General features: G+C 37.9%; 16 protein-coding genes. 9 read left to right on the forward strand and 7 right to left on the reverse strand.

All coding sequences use genetic code 11. The features are described 5' to 3' along the window. Window positions 1–738 precede the first annotated feature (738 nt). The 4 genes from ABJN95_RS06515 to ABJN95_RS06530 all read right to left on the reverse strand — a co-directional run bounded on the left by ABJN95_RS06515 (window position 739) and on the right by ABJN95_RS06530 (window position 4953). Window positions 739–2637: an amidophosphoribosyltransferase gene (locus ABJN95_RS06515; RefSeq protein WP_348369460.1), complete on the reverse strand. Its 1899-nt coding sequence runs from the start codon at window positions 2635–2637 to the stop codon at window positions 739–741. A 44-nt stretch (window positions 2638–2681) separates the two neighbouring features. Continuing rightward, window positions 2682–3608 carry a PfkB family carbohydrate kinase gene (locus ABJN95_RS06520; protein ID WP_348369462.1) on the reverse strand — a complete coding sequence of 309 codons (927 nt, stop codon included), beginning with the start codon at window positions 3606–3608 and terminating at the stop codon, window positions 2682–2684. 108 nt (window positions 3609–3716) lie between these two features. Next, window positions 3717–4352 carry a ribonuclease H family protein gene (locus tag ABJN95_RS06525; protein ID WP_348369464.1) on the reverse strand — a complete coding sequence of 212 codons (636 nt, stop codon included), beginning with the start codon at window positions 4350–4352 and terminating at the stop codon, window positions 3717–3719. Between the two features lie 28 nt (window positions 4353–4380). Beyond that, window positions 4381–4953: a phosphoribosylglycinamide formyltransferase gene (locus ABJN95_RS06530; RefSeq protein WP_348369466.1), complete on the reverse strand. Its 573-nt coding sequence runs from the start codon at window positions 4951–4953 to the stop codon at window positions 4381–4383. Between the two features lie 293 nt (window positions 4954–5246). On the opposite strand from ABJN95_RS06530, the gene ABJN95_RS06535 reads away from it, so the two are divergent. The 5 genes from ABJN95_RS06535 to pyk all read left to right on the forward strand — a co-directional run bounded on the left by ABJN95_RS06535 (window position 5247) and on the right by pyk (window position 9597). Then, the gene (locus tag ABJN95_RS06535) at window positions 5247–5480 is read left to right on the forward strand and encodes an acyl carrier protein (RefSeq protein WP_008269813.1); all 234 of its coding nucleotides are present in this window, start codon (window positions 5247–5249) and stop codon (window positions 5478–5480) included. A gap of 102 nt (window positions 5481–5582) precedes the next feature. Continuing rightward, window positions 5583–6833: a beta-ketoacyl-ACP synthase II gene (gene fabF / locus ABJN95_RS06540; RefSeq protein ID WP_348369468.1), complete on the forward strand. Its 1251-nt coding sequence runs from the start codon at window positions 5583–5585 to the stop codon at window positions 6831–6833. 7 nt (window positions 6834–6840) lie between these two features. Next, window positions 6841–7578, forward strand: coding sequence for a ribonuclease III (rnc, locus tag ABJN95_RS06545; protein WP_348369470.1), 738 nt, complete (start codon window positions 6841–6843; stop codon window positions 7576–7578). A 109-nt stretch (window positions 7579–7687) separates the two neighbouring features. Beyond that, entirely contained in the window at window positions 7688–8152 is a 465-nt protein-coding gene (locus ABJN95_RS06550) for an IPExxxVDY family protein (RefSeq protein WP_348369472.1), read from the forward strand. 2 nt (window positions 8153–8154) lie between these two features. After that, entirely contained in the window at window positions 8155–9597 is a 1443-nt protein-coding gene (pyk, locus tag ABJN95_RS06555; RefSeq protein WP_348369474.1) for a pyruvate kinase, read from the forward strand. Window positions 9598–9672: 75 nt separating this feature from the next. On the opposite strand, the gene ABJN95_RS06560 is transcribed toward pyk, so the two are convergent. Next, on the reverse strand, window positions 9673–10194 hold the full coding sequence (locus tag ABJN95_RS06560) for a PAS domain-containing protein (protein ID WP_348369476.1): 522 nt from the start codon (window positions 10192–10194) through the stop codon (window positions 9673–9675). Between the two features lie 248 nt (window positions 10195–10442). Between ABJN95_RS06560 and ABJN95_RS06565 the strand changes: the two genes are divergently transcribed. The 3 genes from ABJN95_RS06565 (at window position 10443) to ABJN95_RS06575 (ending at window position 12729) form a co-directional block, all read left to right on the forward strand. Beyond that, entirely contained in the window at window positions 10443–11291 is an 849-nt protein-coding gene (locus ABJN95_RS06565) for a helix-turn-helix domain-containing protein (RefSeq protein WP_348369478.1), read from the forward strand. A gap of 385 nt (window positions 11292–11676) precedes the next feature. Then, window positions 11677–12225 (forward strand): carboxymuconolactone decarboxylase family protein, encoded by a 549-nt coding sequence (locus ABJN95_RS06570; RefSeq protein ID WP_348369480.1) that lies wholly within the window; start codon window positions 11677–11679, stop codon window positions 12223–12225. A gap of 99 nt (window positions 12226–12324) precedes the next feature. Next, complete coding sequence (locus tag ABJN95_RS06575) at window positions 12325–12729, forward strand: plastocyanin/azurin family copper-binding protein (protein WP_348369482.1); 405 nt, start codon at window positions 12325–12327, stop codon at window positions 12727–12729. Between the two features lie 69 nt (window positions 12730–12798). Here the strand turns inward: ABJN95_RS06575 and ABJN95_RS06580 are convergent, their stop codons facing one another. Continuing rightward, window positions 12799–12942 (reverse strand): hypothetical protein, encoded by a 144-nt coding sequence (locus tag ABJN95_RS06580; protein WP_348369483.1) that lies wholly within the window; start codon window positions 12940–12942, stop codon window positions 12799–12801. 147 nt (window positions 12943–13089) lie between these two features. Further along, window positions 13090–14190, reverse strand: coding sequence for a DNA polymerase IV (gene dinB, locus ABJN95_RS06585; RefSeq protein ID WP_348369485.1), 1101 nt, complete (start codon window positions 14188–14190; stop codon window positions 13090–13092). A gap of 63 nt (window positions 14191–14253) precedes the next feature. Between dinB and ABJN95_RS06590 the strand changes: the two genes are divergently transcribed. Next, window positions 14254–14721, forward strand: a complete 468-nt coding sequence (locus ABJN95_RS06590; RefSeq protein WP_348370074.1) for a CYTH domain-containing protein — start codon at window positions 14254–14256, stop codon at window positions 14719–14721. The last annotated feature ends 2 nt before the right edge of the window (window positions 14722–14723 follow it).

The raw sequence follows: 14723 nt of genomic DNA on the forward strand, positions 1-14723 counted from the left end.
ATGAGTAGCATAAAACTGCCGTATCAACCTTTGATTTGGTGCTTAAATCAAAAGAAGTAGCGATTGCGGCTTTTTTGCTTTAGAAATTTCTTGATTTACAATTGCATCAACTGAGTACATTCACTTAGCTTTATCAAGATCCTTTACTAGAAACATTGGAAAATAAAATGGCTGAACAATGCTCCGCCTTTTCCCCAAATGGTATCATGGAGCTGAGGTATCTACCTTGGATTAGGGGCAGATTCATTTAGCTTTATCAAGATCCTATACTAGAAATATTGGAAAATAAAAAGGCGGAGCAATGCTCCGCCTTTTCCCCAAATCTTACCATGAACTTAACCTACTTATGCTATGGTCCTCCAAAAGTATAACCTGTTCGTCAGTCTATAAAACTTCTTTGTTGAAGTTCGTATAATTCGGATGAAGTGTAATTTTTGCAGATTTAGACTGAAAATGAATGCTCATAATGGGCTAATAGAACAAGCTGCGGACCAACGATAAATCATGTCAGTTTTCGACAACTTTATAACATCAATTGGGAAGAATGTAAATGTACAAACATAAAAAAGGTGGAGAAGTCTCCACCTTTTTTGCCCCAAATCTTACCATGAACTTAACCTACTTATGCTATGGCGAATCTAAAATAGACGAGCTGACTTCCATAGCGACTAAAAACACGCTGAATAGCGTGAATTATCGACGAACTACACGAATTTGTGCATTTCATCGATTATTTTATTAATATGCCCGTTCGTTTTTACCTTCATAAAAATTGATAAATGCCCTGTTGACCACGCGATTTCCACCTGCGGTTGGGTAGTTTCCGGTGAAATACCAATCCCCTAAATTCTTTGGACAAGCTTGATGCAGATTTTCAATGGTTTGATAGATTATTTGAACTTCGGCTTTGATATCTGGTGGACTTAAGAGTTCTCCACTTTTTAGAGAAATTTCATCTGCGGTAAAGGGCGCGTAGAACTCTTTTACATAGTTGATCACATCAGTATCATGATTGTTAACCTGTGTTAAGCATTTTTTATAAATGTCTTCCACAATATGCATTGTACCTCTGTCTTTGTGCAATGCTAATGCGGCTCTGAAAGCTATAAAATCTTCAAGCTTCGCCATGTCAATTCCATAACAATCAGGAAAGCGAATTTGAGGTGCGGATGAAACTACGATTATCTTCTTGGGAGATAAACGATCAAGAATTCGAAGAATACTTTTCTTCAGCGTAGTACCTCTAACGATACTATCATCGATAATTACTAAGTTATCACCTTCATCAACTGAGCCATAAGAAATGTCGTAAACATGGGCAACCAGATCGTCGCGGCTACTATCTTGCGTTATGAAGGTTCTTAACTTGGCATCTTTAATGGCTACTTTTTCTATTCTTGGCCGAACTTCTAAGATCTCATGAAGCTCTTCCCTTGTAATTTTTGCTCCAATGGAAAGTATTTGTTCCTCCTTTTTTTTATTCAAATAGTTTTGTGCCTCCTTCACCATGCCGAAGAATGAGGTCTCTGCCGTATTCGGAATATAAGAGAAGACCGTTCTCTTAATATCATTATCAATTGCGGTCAATATTTTTGGAAAAATAAGTTTACCTAATTCTTTACGCTCTTGATAAATTTCTTTGTCGCTTCCTCGAGAAAAATAAATGCGCTCAAATGAACAAGCTTTTCGCTCTGTAGGTTCCAAAACTTGCTTTAATGAAGTGCTTCCGTCTTTTTTAATGATGAAGGCATGACCCGGATCTAGTTCTTGCACATCATCATAAGAAATATTAAAAACAGTTTGAATTGCTGGTCTTTCAGATGCCACAACGACCACTTCATCATCTTGGTAGTAGTAAGCTGGTCGAATACCCGCAGGATCTCGCAAAACAAAAGCATCACCATGACCCAATAAGCCTGCCATAGCATAACCACCATCAAAGTTTTTGGCGGCCCTTCTAAGTATTTTAGAAACTTTTAGCCGCTCAGCAATCAAAGGAGAGGCTTCTTGTTTGTTATAGCCTTCTTTTTTAATCTGCTTATACAATTTGGCAACGGCATCATCTAAAAAATGGCCAATTTTTTCCATCACCGTAACGGTATCAGCCATCTCCTTAGGGTGCTGCCCCAACTGCACCAAATTGTCGAAGAGCTCATTCACGTTGGTCATATTAAAGTTCCCTGCCATGATGAGGTTTCTATGCATCCAATTGTTTTGCCGAATAAATGGATGCACGCTCTCAATACTATTTTTTCCAAAAGTGCCATAGCGAACATGGCCCAATAATAACTCCCCGATATAGGGTATGTTCCGTTTTTGTAAAGCCACATCATCGGCATACTCAGGATGTTGTTCCAATTCGGTATTGATACGGTCATTGATCTGCGCAAAAATATCTTGAATGGGTTGTTGTTGACTTGAACGTACTCGGCTCATATATCTTTCCCCGGCATTCATATCTAATTTGATACTTGCGAAACCGGCGCCATCCTGTCCGCGATTGTGCTGCTTTTCCATCATCAAATACATTTTGTTCACCCCGTAGAAGGCAGTACCATATTTCTCTTTATAGTACTCCAGAGGCTTTAACAATCGTATTACCGATATACCACATTCGTGCTTAATTGCGTCGCTCATTAGATGTTTACATTAAAAAAGCCCCGAATATTCAGGGCGCGTTTTTATTTTAGTTCGATATCGAATTGTGTCAATGCTTTAAATTGATGCAAGCGTTTATTGACTTCATCTCTTTCAAGGGTTTCCATACGTTCCGTGCCGAAACGTTCCACACAAAATGATGCTAGATTTGAACCGTGAATTACCGCATTTTTCATATTCTCAAAAGAGATATTTTCTGTTGCCGCCAGATATCCGGTAAAACCACCTGCAAAAGTGTCACCAGCACCCGTAGGGTCGAAAACCTCTTCAAGCGGTAGCGCCGGTGCAAAGAAAATATTACCTCGATGAAATAAAAATGCTCCGTGTTCTCCTTTTTTTATCACTACATATTTGGGCCCCATGGTTTGAATTTTTGCAGCTGCCTTTACCAAAGAATATTCACTGGTCAATTGTCTGGCCTCTTCGTCATTAATGGTGATCACATCAATATGTTTGATAACTTCAAGTAGATCTTGCAACGCATTATCCATCCAAAAGTTCATTGTATCAAGTACAATTAATTTTGGTCGTTTTTCCATTTGTTGAATTACGCTCATCTGAACCAGTGGGTGCAAATTGCCTAACATCACTACATTGGCGTCTGTATAGTTTTGTGGTACTACTGGATTGAAATCTGCCAGAGTATTCAAGTCGGTAATCAAGGTATCCCTTGAGTTCAAATCATTGTGATATTTTCCTTTCCAGTAAAACGTCTTACCGCCTTGAACGATTTCAATACCTGAAATATCAATTCCCTTGCTAGTCAAAAGATCAAGGTAGGTTTGGGGTAGATCATCACCTACGATCGACACAATGGTCGAATCAATATTGAATTGAGATGCCGCAAGGCCGATAAAGGTTGCTGCACCACCTAAGATTTTGTCGGTTTTGCCGAAAGGGCTTTCAATTTCATCGAAAGCTACCGTACCTACAATTACTAATTTGCCCATATTCACGTTGTGGCGTAAAAATTAAGCTGCAAATATACGGTTTTGTTGAGGTATTTGATAGGGGTGTTTATATCAAATAATAAAAAATAGTTGAGCATGAATTTTGAATTACTTCCTTCCAAAATCTGCAGGAATTTCACCCCAAGCCTTGGTCTCCCATTTCACTATGGGCGTATGATAAGCGTTCTGTTTCAGCCAGTCTACAGCGCGACGAATCAAATCAAACAAGGCTTTGTTTTTCGAAGTTTCTTTTAGTTTTGTATTGCAATTCTTTTTGCGTACCCAACTTATGGCCGTTCGCGAATCGGTATAGATGACACGATTGCTATTGCGTTCTTTTAGGTAGGCAAGACCATGTACAATGGCCAAAAACTCTCCGATATTGTTAGTTCCTTCAGGAAACGGACCTTGTTTAAAAAGTCTTTTTTTCGTTTTGGTATCTACACCTTGGTATTCCATCACGCCAGGATTTCCGCTTGAAGCTGCATCTACCGAAATCGAGTGGTAACTGGGTTGGCCAATTTTTAACAACTGTTCTTGCGTAAGGGAAGCTTCTCCTTTTTTCTTACCCTTGTATTCTTCGTAGCTTCCATTGTAGGCTTTTTTGGCCAGTTCAAAAGTCGCGAACGATTTGTACTGGGCGCCTTTATAACCCTCAATGGCGGCTTTGCAGTCAGCCCAGCTATCATAGACACCGGGTCGTTTACCTTTCCAAACCGTATAGAATTTTGCTTTTTTTGCCATTGCGATGCGACAGGTCTATTTTACAATCTTACTTTTCTAACAATTTCGCGATCACTTTCGGAAAATGTTCATACTCCAACATATGTACCTTTTGCGCTATTTCTTCAACACTGTCTTCGAGCGACACTTTAGTTTTAGACTGATGAATTATTGCTCCCTCGTCATAGTTTTCGTTCACATAGTGAATAGTGATTCCGGTTTCGGTCTCTTGATTGTCTTTTACGGCTTGGTGTACATGCATTCCATACATGCCCTTACCCCCATATTTGGGAAGTAAGGCCGGATGAATATTCACAATGCTATTCGGATAGTTCTCAATAAGATTCGAGGGTATTTTCCAAAGAAAACCTGCAAGTATGATTAAATCTGGTTGAAGGCTTTTAAGTATATTTAGAACGCAATCGGTATCATAGAACGCCGTTTTGTTAAAATACAAACCATTGATTTTCAATTTGTTACATCTATCTAGGACTTTGGCATCCCTTTTGTTAGTTAGCACAGCGGCAACAGTAACGTTTGGATTGTTGTGAAAATGATGCACGATGTTTTCAACATTTGAACCAGAACCAGAGGCAAAAAGAATAAGTCGTTTGGTTTTCAATAAAGTGGTTTTAATTAGGAGAATTATATTCGTTGTTTTCAGAATCGCGCCAAGAAAAAAGAACAGCGGAAACAGAATACAGAAGTGGCTGGCACAAACATTTTAAAGTCTATTTTCTTTTGTCTTTACCCTCTTCTCTTTTCACGTTACCGAAGAAGAATTATTTGGAGCTAAAATAGCACTCTTGCATTTAATTTTCTTAAATTACGAGACATTTTAACGACAAAACGTGTTATTAATCCAAAGTTTTTTATTTTTGCCAACAATTTAAATTTTTAAAACCAAATATTATTATGTCAGACATTGCATCAAGAGTTAAAGCTATCATCGTTGATAAATTAGGAGTTGATGAAAACGAAGTGGTAACAGAAGCTAGCTTTACTAACGACCTAGGGGCGGACTCACTAGATACAGTTGAGTTGATTATGGAATTCGAGAAAGAATTCGATATTCAGATCCCAGACGATCAAGCTGAAAATATTGCAACAGTTGGCCAAGCCATAAGTTATATAGAAGAAGCGAAGTAATCTTTATGATTTCTTGAACAAGATTTGAAATTATCCATGCGGTAACCATATCGCATGGATATTTTTTTTAATTTGCTTAGTAAGCGTGTAAAATTTGGTTCAATGCAGATAAAGCGAGTTGTAGTTACCGGATTGGGGGCACTTACTCCCATAGGAAACAACATTGAGGAATATTGGGAAGGACTAGTAAACGGCAAGAGCGGTTCAGCTCCGGTCACGTACTACGATACCGAAAAATTTAAGGTTAAGTTCGCCTGTGAATTAAAGAACTACAATCCCGAGGATTTTTTTGACAGAAAACAAGCCCGTAAACTAGATAAGTTTGCACAATATGCGCTTGTTGCTTCAGATGAAGCTATTGAAGATTCTGGCTTGGATTTAGACGCCATCGATAAATTTCGAGTAGGAGTTATCTGGGGGGCCGGCATTGGTGGTTTAGAAACGTTTCAGAACGAGGTGATGAATTTCGCCGAAGGAGACGGTACCCCAAGGTTCAACCCTTTCTTTATTCCAAAGATGATAGCTGATATTGCTCCAGGTAATATTTCTATCAAACATGGTTTTATGGGGCCAAATTACACCACAGTGTCGGCCTGTGCCTCATCTGCAAATGCCATGATCGATGCCTTAAACTATATACGATTAGGGTACTGTGATGTTGTTGTTTCCGGAGGAAGTGAAGCTGCTGTTACCATAGCAGGTATGGGCGGATTTGGTGCTATGCATGCGCTTTCAACAAGAAACGATAGTCCTGAAACGGCTTCAAGACCCTTTGATGGTACCCGTGACGGTTTCGTCTTGGGAGAAGGAGCGGGAGCCTTGATCTTAGAAGAATACGAACACGCAAAAGCACGAGGCGCAAAAATTTATGCCGAGGTGGTTGGTGGCGGATTGTCAAGTGATGCTTATCATATGACGGCACCGCATCCTGAAGGAATAGGAGTTGTTCAAGTAATGAAAAACTGCCTGAACGATGCTGGCTTAAAACCTGAAGATGTTGATGCCATCAATACGCATGGTACTTCAACTCCACTGGGAGATGTTGCCGAATTGAAAGCGATTTCAGAAGTCTTTGGTGATCATGCACCAAACATCAACATAAATTCAACCAAGTCAATGACCGGGCACTTGTTAGGTGCAGCTGGGGCCATTGAAGCAATTGCATCAATTCTGGCGATGAAACACAGCATAGTACCTCCGACAATTAATCATACTACGGTTGACGAAAATATAGACCCGAAACTGAACTTGACATTGAACAAGGCTCAGAAACGAGAGGTTAATGTTGCACTAAGTAATACTTTTGGATTTGGAGGTCATAACGCATGTGTAATTTTTAAGAAAATCAGCTAGTTAACACATGAACTTCCCATCTAATTTATTTAATTCCCATTCTAAAGAAGATGGGAATTTTTTTTTGGGAATAACCAAAATCTTGGGCTTTAAACCCAAGAAGCTCAAAATATATCGGAAGGCGTTTTTACACCGATCTGCTAACAAAAGAGATAATGAGGGAAATCCGATGAATTATGAGCGTTTGGAGTTTTTAGGAGATTCCATGCTAGGCACCATAATTTCTAGGCATTTGTACAATGAAGTTCCTTTAGGTGATGAAGGGTATTTAACAAAAATGAGGTCTAAAATTGTAAGCCGCGAACACCTTAATGAATTAGGTAAGGACTTGAACCTTATTAAGTATGTTGAGAGCCGAATTCCGAAATCACACTTTGGAGATAATATTCATGGTAATGTTTTTGAAGCCTTGGTAGGCGCAATCTACCTCGATAGAGGCTACAACTATTGTGAAAAATTTATAAACGAACGGGTTATTGCGCCTTACGTAGATATTGAACAACTCGAAGGCAAGGTAATCAGTTATAAAAGTTTGGTAATCGAGTGGTGTCAAAAGCAGAAGAAAACCTTCAATTACAACGTGTATGAAGATACCGGTAATGATAGTCTTAAACACTTTGCGGTAAAACTTTCAATCGGCAACCATGTTGTGGCAAAAGCCAGAGCTACTTCTAAAAAGAAAGCTGAAGAGCGGGCATCAAAAAGAGCCTATTTTGCACTCCAAGACAAGATGCAAAAATCTTGATTATAAATTTAATGTAACTAAACCGTTATAGTTTGTCAAATAATGGCATTCTATTTGGGTACTCTAGGCTATTTTCGTTTTTAGTTTTATCTTTGAAGTTCGCACTTACATGATGGCCATACATAAAATCACAGATGATTTTTATGAAGATGCATTCACACTGCTAGCCTTGCACAGTAGTATGGAAGATTACGCCATGGTATATGCCCTGAATTTGTGCCTTAAATCAAACTTTAAAAGATCCGCTAAGGATTTAGACTTATCGGAACATATTTCCTTTCCGATTTTTGAATGGAGAGATCAACAGAACGATAGTTATTGGACGCTTATTAGCAATAAAAGTTCACAGGAAGAAAATGTAGTTGGAAGTAACTTGTTTGCAAATGAACCCTCCTATACCAAATATCATTTGGTGCCAGAATTTAGAGATGCAGACTATCTTTTAAAGATTGAACACGATGATGATAATTTAGAAGAGCGTACGGTAAAGCAGTTGCAGACCATACCCAAAATAATAACCGCTTACATTTTAGAAGTTGATAATCTAAAATCTAAGAACAACCTAATTTTTTGAAAATGCCGAGTAAGAAAAAAACCAAGATAGTAGCAACTTTAGGACCGGCTACCAGTAAGAGAGAAGTGCTGAAAAAAATGATTCAGGCCGGAGTAGACGTCTTTCGAATCAATTTTTCCCATGCTGATTATGAAGACGTAAAGGCCCGTGTTAAGATGATTCGAGAGCTTAATGACGAGATGCAAGTTTATACTTCAATTCTAGCAGATTTACAAGGCCCAAAACTTCGGGTGGGTGTAATGGCAGGAGAAGTTGTGGTAGCACCTGGTGATGAAATTACTTTTGTTACGGGCGAGCCTTTCGAAGGAACTGCCGACAAGGTATATATGAACTATACGAACTTTCCAAAGGATGTAAAAACGGGAGAGCATATTTTATTAGACGATGGAAAGTTGATGTTCGAAGTGGTTTCTACCAATGGTAAGGATCAGGTTAAGGCTAAGGTAATTCAGGGAGGGCCCCTGAAATCAAAGAAAGGGGTAAACCTGCCCAACACGAATATTTCATTACCTGCTTTAACGGAGAAAGATGTTAAGGACGCCATTTTTGCAATTTCTTTGGATGTTGATTGGATAGCACTTTCGTTTGTTCGATTCAGTCAAGACCTTATTGATCTTCAAAGTATCATTAAAGAACACTCGGAACATAAAATTCCGATTATAGCAAAAATTGAAAAACCGGAGGCGGTTGAGAATATCGATAAAATTGTTGCTTATTGTGACGGACTCATGGTAGCCCGTGGCGATTTGGGGGTTGAAGTGCCAGCACAAGAAGTTCCTTTGATTCAAAAACAACTCGTGCTTCGCGCTAAAAAGGCAAGAATACCTGTAATTATCGCCACTCAAATGATGGAAACTATGATTACCAGTCTTACGCCAACAAGAGCTGAAGTAAACGATGTGGCCAATTCCGTTATGGATGGTGCTGATGCCGTAATGCTTTCAGGTGAAACCTCGGTGGGGAATTATCCTGTACAGGTAATAGAAAAAATGGCAAGTATTCTTAAGAGCGTTGAAGGTTCAGAATTAATAAATGTGCCTCATGACCCTCCCCACATACGTACCAACAGATATATTACAAAATCTGTTTGTTATCATGCGGCGATTATGGCTAATGAGATTAAGGCTAAAGCAATTTCCACCTTAACAAATAGTGGGTATACCGCTTTTCAAATATCAGCTTGGCGGCCAAGTGCTCATATTTTGGTCTTTACATCCAATAAAAGAATACTTACCCAGCTCAATCTCTTGTGGGGTGTAAAAGCATTCTACTATGACAAATATGTTTCAACAGACGAAACCATTGAAGATGTAAACCAGATAGCGTGTAAAAAAGGATTCTTAGATGTAGGTGATATGCTGATCAGCTTGGCTGCAATGCCAATTAAAGATAAAGGTATGGTAAATACTTTAAGGGTTACCGAAATCGAAACTTGCAATTTCTAAACAAAGCAATGTATAGCAAAAAAAAAGAGCCAGTCGATTTAACCGAATGGCTCTTTTCCATTAAACATGTAACGCTTAAGCTACTTCTTTTTCATAAGCAATAAAGTTAACCACCTCACCAGATTTATTTAATACGGGTTCTCCTTTTATCCAACACTTGTACGTACTTCCGTCTTTTCTGTAATTTACTATAACCGCTTCAAAAGACTGTCTGTTCTTAACGGCAATTCCGATACTTCTTGAGGTTTCCTTACAGGTGTCGGCACCTTGAAACATTTTTGGTTTTTTACCCAGAATTTCTTCTGGTTTATAACCATTCATATTTAAAATATTTCCAGTGGCATGAACAATTCTAAGTTGGGGGTCAGTAACCAAGATGACATGTTCATTCTGCAACAATTCCTCTTCAAATTTTTCGGCATAGCACCATTTATTGTTTAAGGATAAATTCTTCAACAAAAAGATATCTTTATTGTTTTGGCAAACTTTGTCGAAAAACGTCGCGTATAGATCCCATGAGTTTAAGGGTAAACTCTTTATATCAAGTGCACTATAAAATCTATAGGCGGCAAGATCGTAATTCTTAATTTCCTTCATTATTTAAGTCCCGGTTTAAATTGTTGGGGTCAAATTGTAATCTACAATCAAGTTAAAGAAAGAATATTTTTTCTTTTCCATAGCAATTTTTACTAAAATTAGAAAAAGCCCGTATAGTGTTAAAATTTAAAGCAATGATTAACAGTCTTGTTTAATAAATAGCTATTAATCAGGCGTTTTGTACCCGTAAGGATGAACAAAAAAACAGACTAATTTCCTGTTATTAAGCTCTTACAAGCAATCGATATATGAAATTTGAATTCCATGATCATAAGATAGGGTCGTTATTTGCCTTTACAAATGATATCAAAAAAAATGAAAATCGCATTTCCATTAACTCGGCGAACATAACTATTTTGTGGAATAGAAATGAGACCGCTACTGAATTGGAGGTCGATGGTTTGCGCATTAGACTGCTCCCCAATCAGCTGATGACTACAACCTATTTACAGCATATATCCTACGAGAATACAAAACTCCCCTTAACGGCCTTTTTGTTTAACAGAGAATTTTATTGTATCTCCGATCACGACAGCGAGGTGTCTTGTAACGGGATTTTGTTTTTCGGAACCCAAGATCTTCCAATTGTAACGGTTCCTAAAAATCAGGAACGAAAATTTAACACCTTGTACGAAGTATTCGAAGACGAGTTTACCACACCTGATAAAATTCAGGGCGATATGCTTCAAATGCTTTTAAAACGACTGATAATCATTTGCACACGTTTGGCCAAGGAGCAATTGATCGTTAAAAAACTGAACAATGAACAAATTGATGTAGTACGTAAATTCAATGTTTTGGTCGATACACACTATAAGACCAAACGCAAAGTCAGCGATTACGCAGAATTACTTTTTAAAAGCCCAAAAACGCTTTCTAATCTATTTGCGCGCTACAATCAAAAATCTCCACAACAAATTATTTTGGAGCGCTTGGCGCTAGAGGCCAAGCGTCTTATCCGTTTTACAGATAAACAGAATCAAGAAATAGCTTATGAACTTGGCTTTAATGATCCTGCACACTTCAGTCGATTTTTTAAGAAAATGACTGATTATTCTCCATCGCAATATCGTGAATTGCCCTCGATTTCTGCCTAATACCCTATCGACCAAAAAATAGCTAATCAAATCAAATAGCAGCTGCTAAAAACTTAAAGCAGCTTTGTTTTCCTCGTACGTTTTAAGCCCAATAACGGATAACGGGAAATTTCTGCAAGCCGCCGGGCAATTAAGCATAACACTAGCCCTCTTTTGTACCGCATCTTTGCCTTGTAATTAAAAAATAATACAAGATGAAGACAAAAATAATATCCATTTTTAATTTGATCTCGGTTTTTAATCGATCGAATAAAGCGCATAGTAAACCTTTAAATGCAGCAAAACACTGTGAGCAAAAACACCATCATGATTTTTATTGTGATACTGAAAAACCATTTATATCCATTTAGAAAGCAACTAATATTAATATATAACAGATTTAAACATGAGCACATTTAATGTACCTAAAAGAGAAGAAGTAAGCGAAAAAAATCAATCGATTTTCGATAGTCTAGAAAAAGCTGTGGGCTTTGTTCCAAATTTATTTGCGACCTACGCCCATTCTGAAAATGCATTAGAGAATTATCTCAATCTTAGCAATGCAAAAACGTCTTTGAATGCGAAACAAAAGGAAGTAGTGAACCTTGCCGTTAGTGAGGTAAATAATTGTATCTATTGTTTATCAGCCCATACCGCCATTGGAAAAATGAACGGATTTACAGAAGGACAAATTTTAGAATTAAGAAGTGGGCAGGCATCTTTCGATTCAAAGTTAAATGCACTAGCGAGCCTAGCAAAAAACCTAACAGAGAATAGAGGAGCAGCTGATGATAGGGTTGTTGAAAACTTCTTTAATGAAGGGTGGACGAAGGAAAACCTAATCGATACTATAGTTTTAGTAGGTGATAAAACCATATCCAATTACCTACATAAGACAACAAACGTTCCAGTAGATTTTCCAGTTGCACAACCTTTAGAAGTAGCAACAATATAGTACCATATAACAACTAAGACCATCCCCAATAGATGGGATGGTCAAAAAAATAGAATAAGAACAAATTTTCCGCGAAGCGGGAGTATAAAATCAATTAGTATGAAAAAAATAATCACAGTAGTAGCATTAGTGTTCGGTCTAGTATTTTCAATGAATGCACAAGACAAGATGATGAAAAAGGACAAAATGAACGAAATGGCAAGCACAATTTCTTTAGAGCAAACTCCAGGTGAGTTTACACAAAAGCAAATCACGGTTGCAGAGGGTACTTATGTTTTTGAAATTACGAACAATGCCGTAGGTCATGATGTAGGCTTTGTTTTGGTACCCAAAGGAAAGGATATCAGCAAGTCGGAAAATCATATTCAAACGGCCTATGTAACCGAAGTTGTTGGAACAGGAAAAACACAAACTTCTAAACCGACAAAATTAGTAAAGGGAACCTATGTGTATTTCTGTCCATTGAACCCTACAGCAACAGATAATACCTTAATAGTGAATTAGTGTTAATCAAAGGCATAAAAAAACCCGAGCTTTTGCTCGGGTTTTTTTATATGTTAAAACAACTAGTGCTTACTCGCTAACAGCTGTAGTCTCCGTTGTCTCTTCTATTTCTTCTACAAGATCTTCGATTTCGCCTTTAACACTGCAAGAAACAGCGAATAAAGAAACGGCTACTAAAGCTAACATTTTTGGTTTGCTGAATGAAATTTTCATGGTTTTATGATTTAGGTTATTAAAAATTGTCTATCTAAAACCGCCAAATGTTAAGATTATTGCCAATAATAAATTTATTCGATGAAATGCATAGCGGTATTTATGCCCATTTATGAAGCAAATCTTAGGTTTGGCGAGGCTTCAGAGCTAAAAATCAAACTTTAACTGAACTAAAACCTCTTTTTCCTCTTCAACAGTTTTTTTTAGGTCGGTATTGAGATTGGCTAAAGAAATACCCAACAAACGAACTGAGTTTTCAAGATTTTGTTGATACAACAAATTTTTGGCTGTTTCAAGTATCAAACCTTTGTCAGATATGAAATAGGGAAGCGTTTTGCTTCTTGTTTGCAGCGTGAAGTCGCTGAATTTAATTTTTAAAGTAATGGTTTTCCCAGCGATTTTAGACTTTTTAAGGCGCCGTTCTAACTCTTGGGCTATATGATCTAAGCGTTCTAGCATAAAAATCTCACTACTAAGGTTCTCGCTGAATGTGCGCTCTGCGCCTACAGATTTCGGAATTCGGTGCGGTTTTACCTCGCTATTGTGTATGCCCCGCACAACATGGTAGTAATAACTTCCGCTCTTGCCGAATTTTTCATCAAGAAATTCGAGTGACTTTGTTTTGAGGTCTTTCCCGGTAAAAATTCCCAGCTTATACATTTTCTCGGCAGTTACCTTTCCGACACCATAGAATTTTCGAATTTCCAAATCTTCCAAAAATTGAATAACTTCTTCAGGGTTTACGGTTTTCTGACCATTGGGTTTGTTGTAATCGCTGGCAACCTTGGCAATAAACTTGTTAATTGAAATTCCTGCTGAAGCGGTTAGATGCAATTCATTAAATATACGCGCCCTGATTTCTTGAGCTATCAATGTTGCCGACGGATTTCCTTTTTTGTTAATGGTAACGTCTAAATAAGCTTCGTCTAAGGAAAGGGGTTCAACAAGATCGGTATAGTCATAAAAGATTTTCCGGATTGCTTTTGAGATTTCCTTATAACGATCAAAACGCGCCTTTACAAAAATCAACTCAGGACAGTTGCGTTTGGCAATAACACTGCTCATGGCACTTCGAACACCGTATTTACGAGCCTCATAACTTGCTGCTGACACCACACCTCGTTGAGAACTTCCACCAACCGCAATAGGTTTGCCCCTAAGATCAGGATTGTCAAGTTGTTCTACAGAAGCATAGAAAGCATCCATGTCAACATGAATGATTTTTCGCAATGTGGAAATGGGCTCCATATTGTAAATTTACTATAACTTGTTAGAGGTATTAAAATGCTTTAAGTTTAAAACTTGTCAAAATTGGTAGAAATTGAACGGAAATTCTTGGTGTTATCAGATGCTTTCAAAAAGGAAGCAACTTCTATAACAAAAATAGTTCAAGGGTTTCTCAATACCCATCCTGAACGCACAGTTCGCATTCGCGTTAAGGGAGACTTAGGATTCTTAACCGTAAAGGGGAAATCAAACCTATCTGGCACTACTAGATTCGAATGGGAGAAACAGATTGATGTGCTTGATGCGGAATCGCTTTTAGACTTATGCGAAGAAGCGGTTTTAGAAAAAATGAGATATGAAATTCCTGTGGGGAAGCATACATTTGAAGTAGATGAATTCCATGGAGTTAATAAGGGATTATGCGTGGCCGAAATCGAGCTGTCTTCTGAGAAGGAAACCTTCCTAAAACCTGATTGGCTTGGTAAAGAAGTTACGGGAAACATCAAATATTACAATTCACAACTTAGCAAGCAACCCTATAAAAACTGGTAAAC

It is taken from the genome of Maribacter sp., assembly GCF_039974175.1.
Taxonomy (GTDB): Bacteria; Bacteroidota; Bacteroidia; order Flavobacteriales; family Flavobacteriaceae; genus Maribacter_C.

What these genes read in the sequence shown, in the direction of transcription:
- ABJN95_RS06515 (WP_348369460.1), bottom strand. Translation starts at nt 2,637, where the DNA reads ATGAGCGACGCAATTAAGCACGAATGTGGTATATCGGTAATACGATTG.
- ABJN95_RS06520 (WP_348369462.1), bottom strand. Translation starts at nt 3,608, where the DNA reads ATGGGCAAATTAGTAATTGTAGGTACGGTAGCTTTCGATGAAATTGAA.
- ABJN95_RS06525 (WP_348369464.1), bottom strand. Translation starts at nt 4,352, where the DNA reads ATGGCAAAAAAAGCAAAATTCTATACGGTTTGGAAAGGTAAACGACCC.
- ABJN95_RS06535 (WP_008269813.1), top strand. Translation starts at nt 5,247, where the DNA reads ATGTCAGACATTGCATCAAGAGTTAAAGCTATCATCGTTGATAAATTA.
- fabF (WP_348369468.1), top strand. Translation starts at nt 5,583, where the DNA reads ATGCAGATAAAGCGAGTTGTAGTTACCGGATTGGGGGCACTTACTCCC.
- rnc (WP_348369470.1), top strand. Translation starts at nt 6,841, where the DNA reads ATGAACTTCCCATCTAATTTATTTAATTCCCATTCTAAAGAAGATGGG.
- ABJN95_RS06550 (WP_348369472.1), top strand. Translation starts at nt 7,688, where the DNA reads ATGATGGCCATACATAAAATCACAGATGATTTTTATGAAGATGCATTC.
- pyk (WP_348369474.1), top strand. Translation starts at nt 8,155, where the DNA reads ATGCCGAGTAAGAAAAAAACCAAGATAGTAGCAACTTTAGGACCGGCT.
- ABJN95_RS06560 (WP_348369476.1), bottom strand. Translation starts at nt 10,194, where the DNA reads ATGAAGGAAATTAAGAATTACGATCTTGCCGCCTATAGATTTTATAGT.
- ABJN95_RS06565 (WP_348369478.1), top strand. Translation starts at nt 10,443, where the DNA reads ATGAAATTTGAATTCCATGATCATAAGATAGGGTCGTTATTTGCCTTT.
- ABJN95_RS06570 (WP_348369480.1), top strand. Translation starts at nt 11,677, where the DNA reads ATGAGCACATTTAATGTACCTAAAAGAGAAGAAGTAAGCGAAAAAAAT.
- ABJN95_RS06575 (WP_348369482.1), top strand. Translation starts at nt 12,325, where the DNA reads ATGAAAAAAATAATCACAGTAGTAGCATTAGTGTTCGGTCTAGTATTT.
- ABJN95_RS06580 (WP_348369483.1), bottom strand. Translation starts at nt 12,942, where the DNA reads ATGAAAATTTCATTCAGCAAACCAAAAATGTTAGCTTTAGTAGCCGTT.
- dinB (WP_348369485.1), bottom strand. Translation starts at nt 14,190, where the DNA reads ATGGAGCCCATTTCCACATTGCGAAAAATCATTCATGTTGACATGGAT.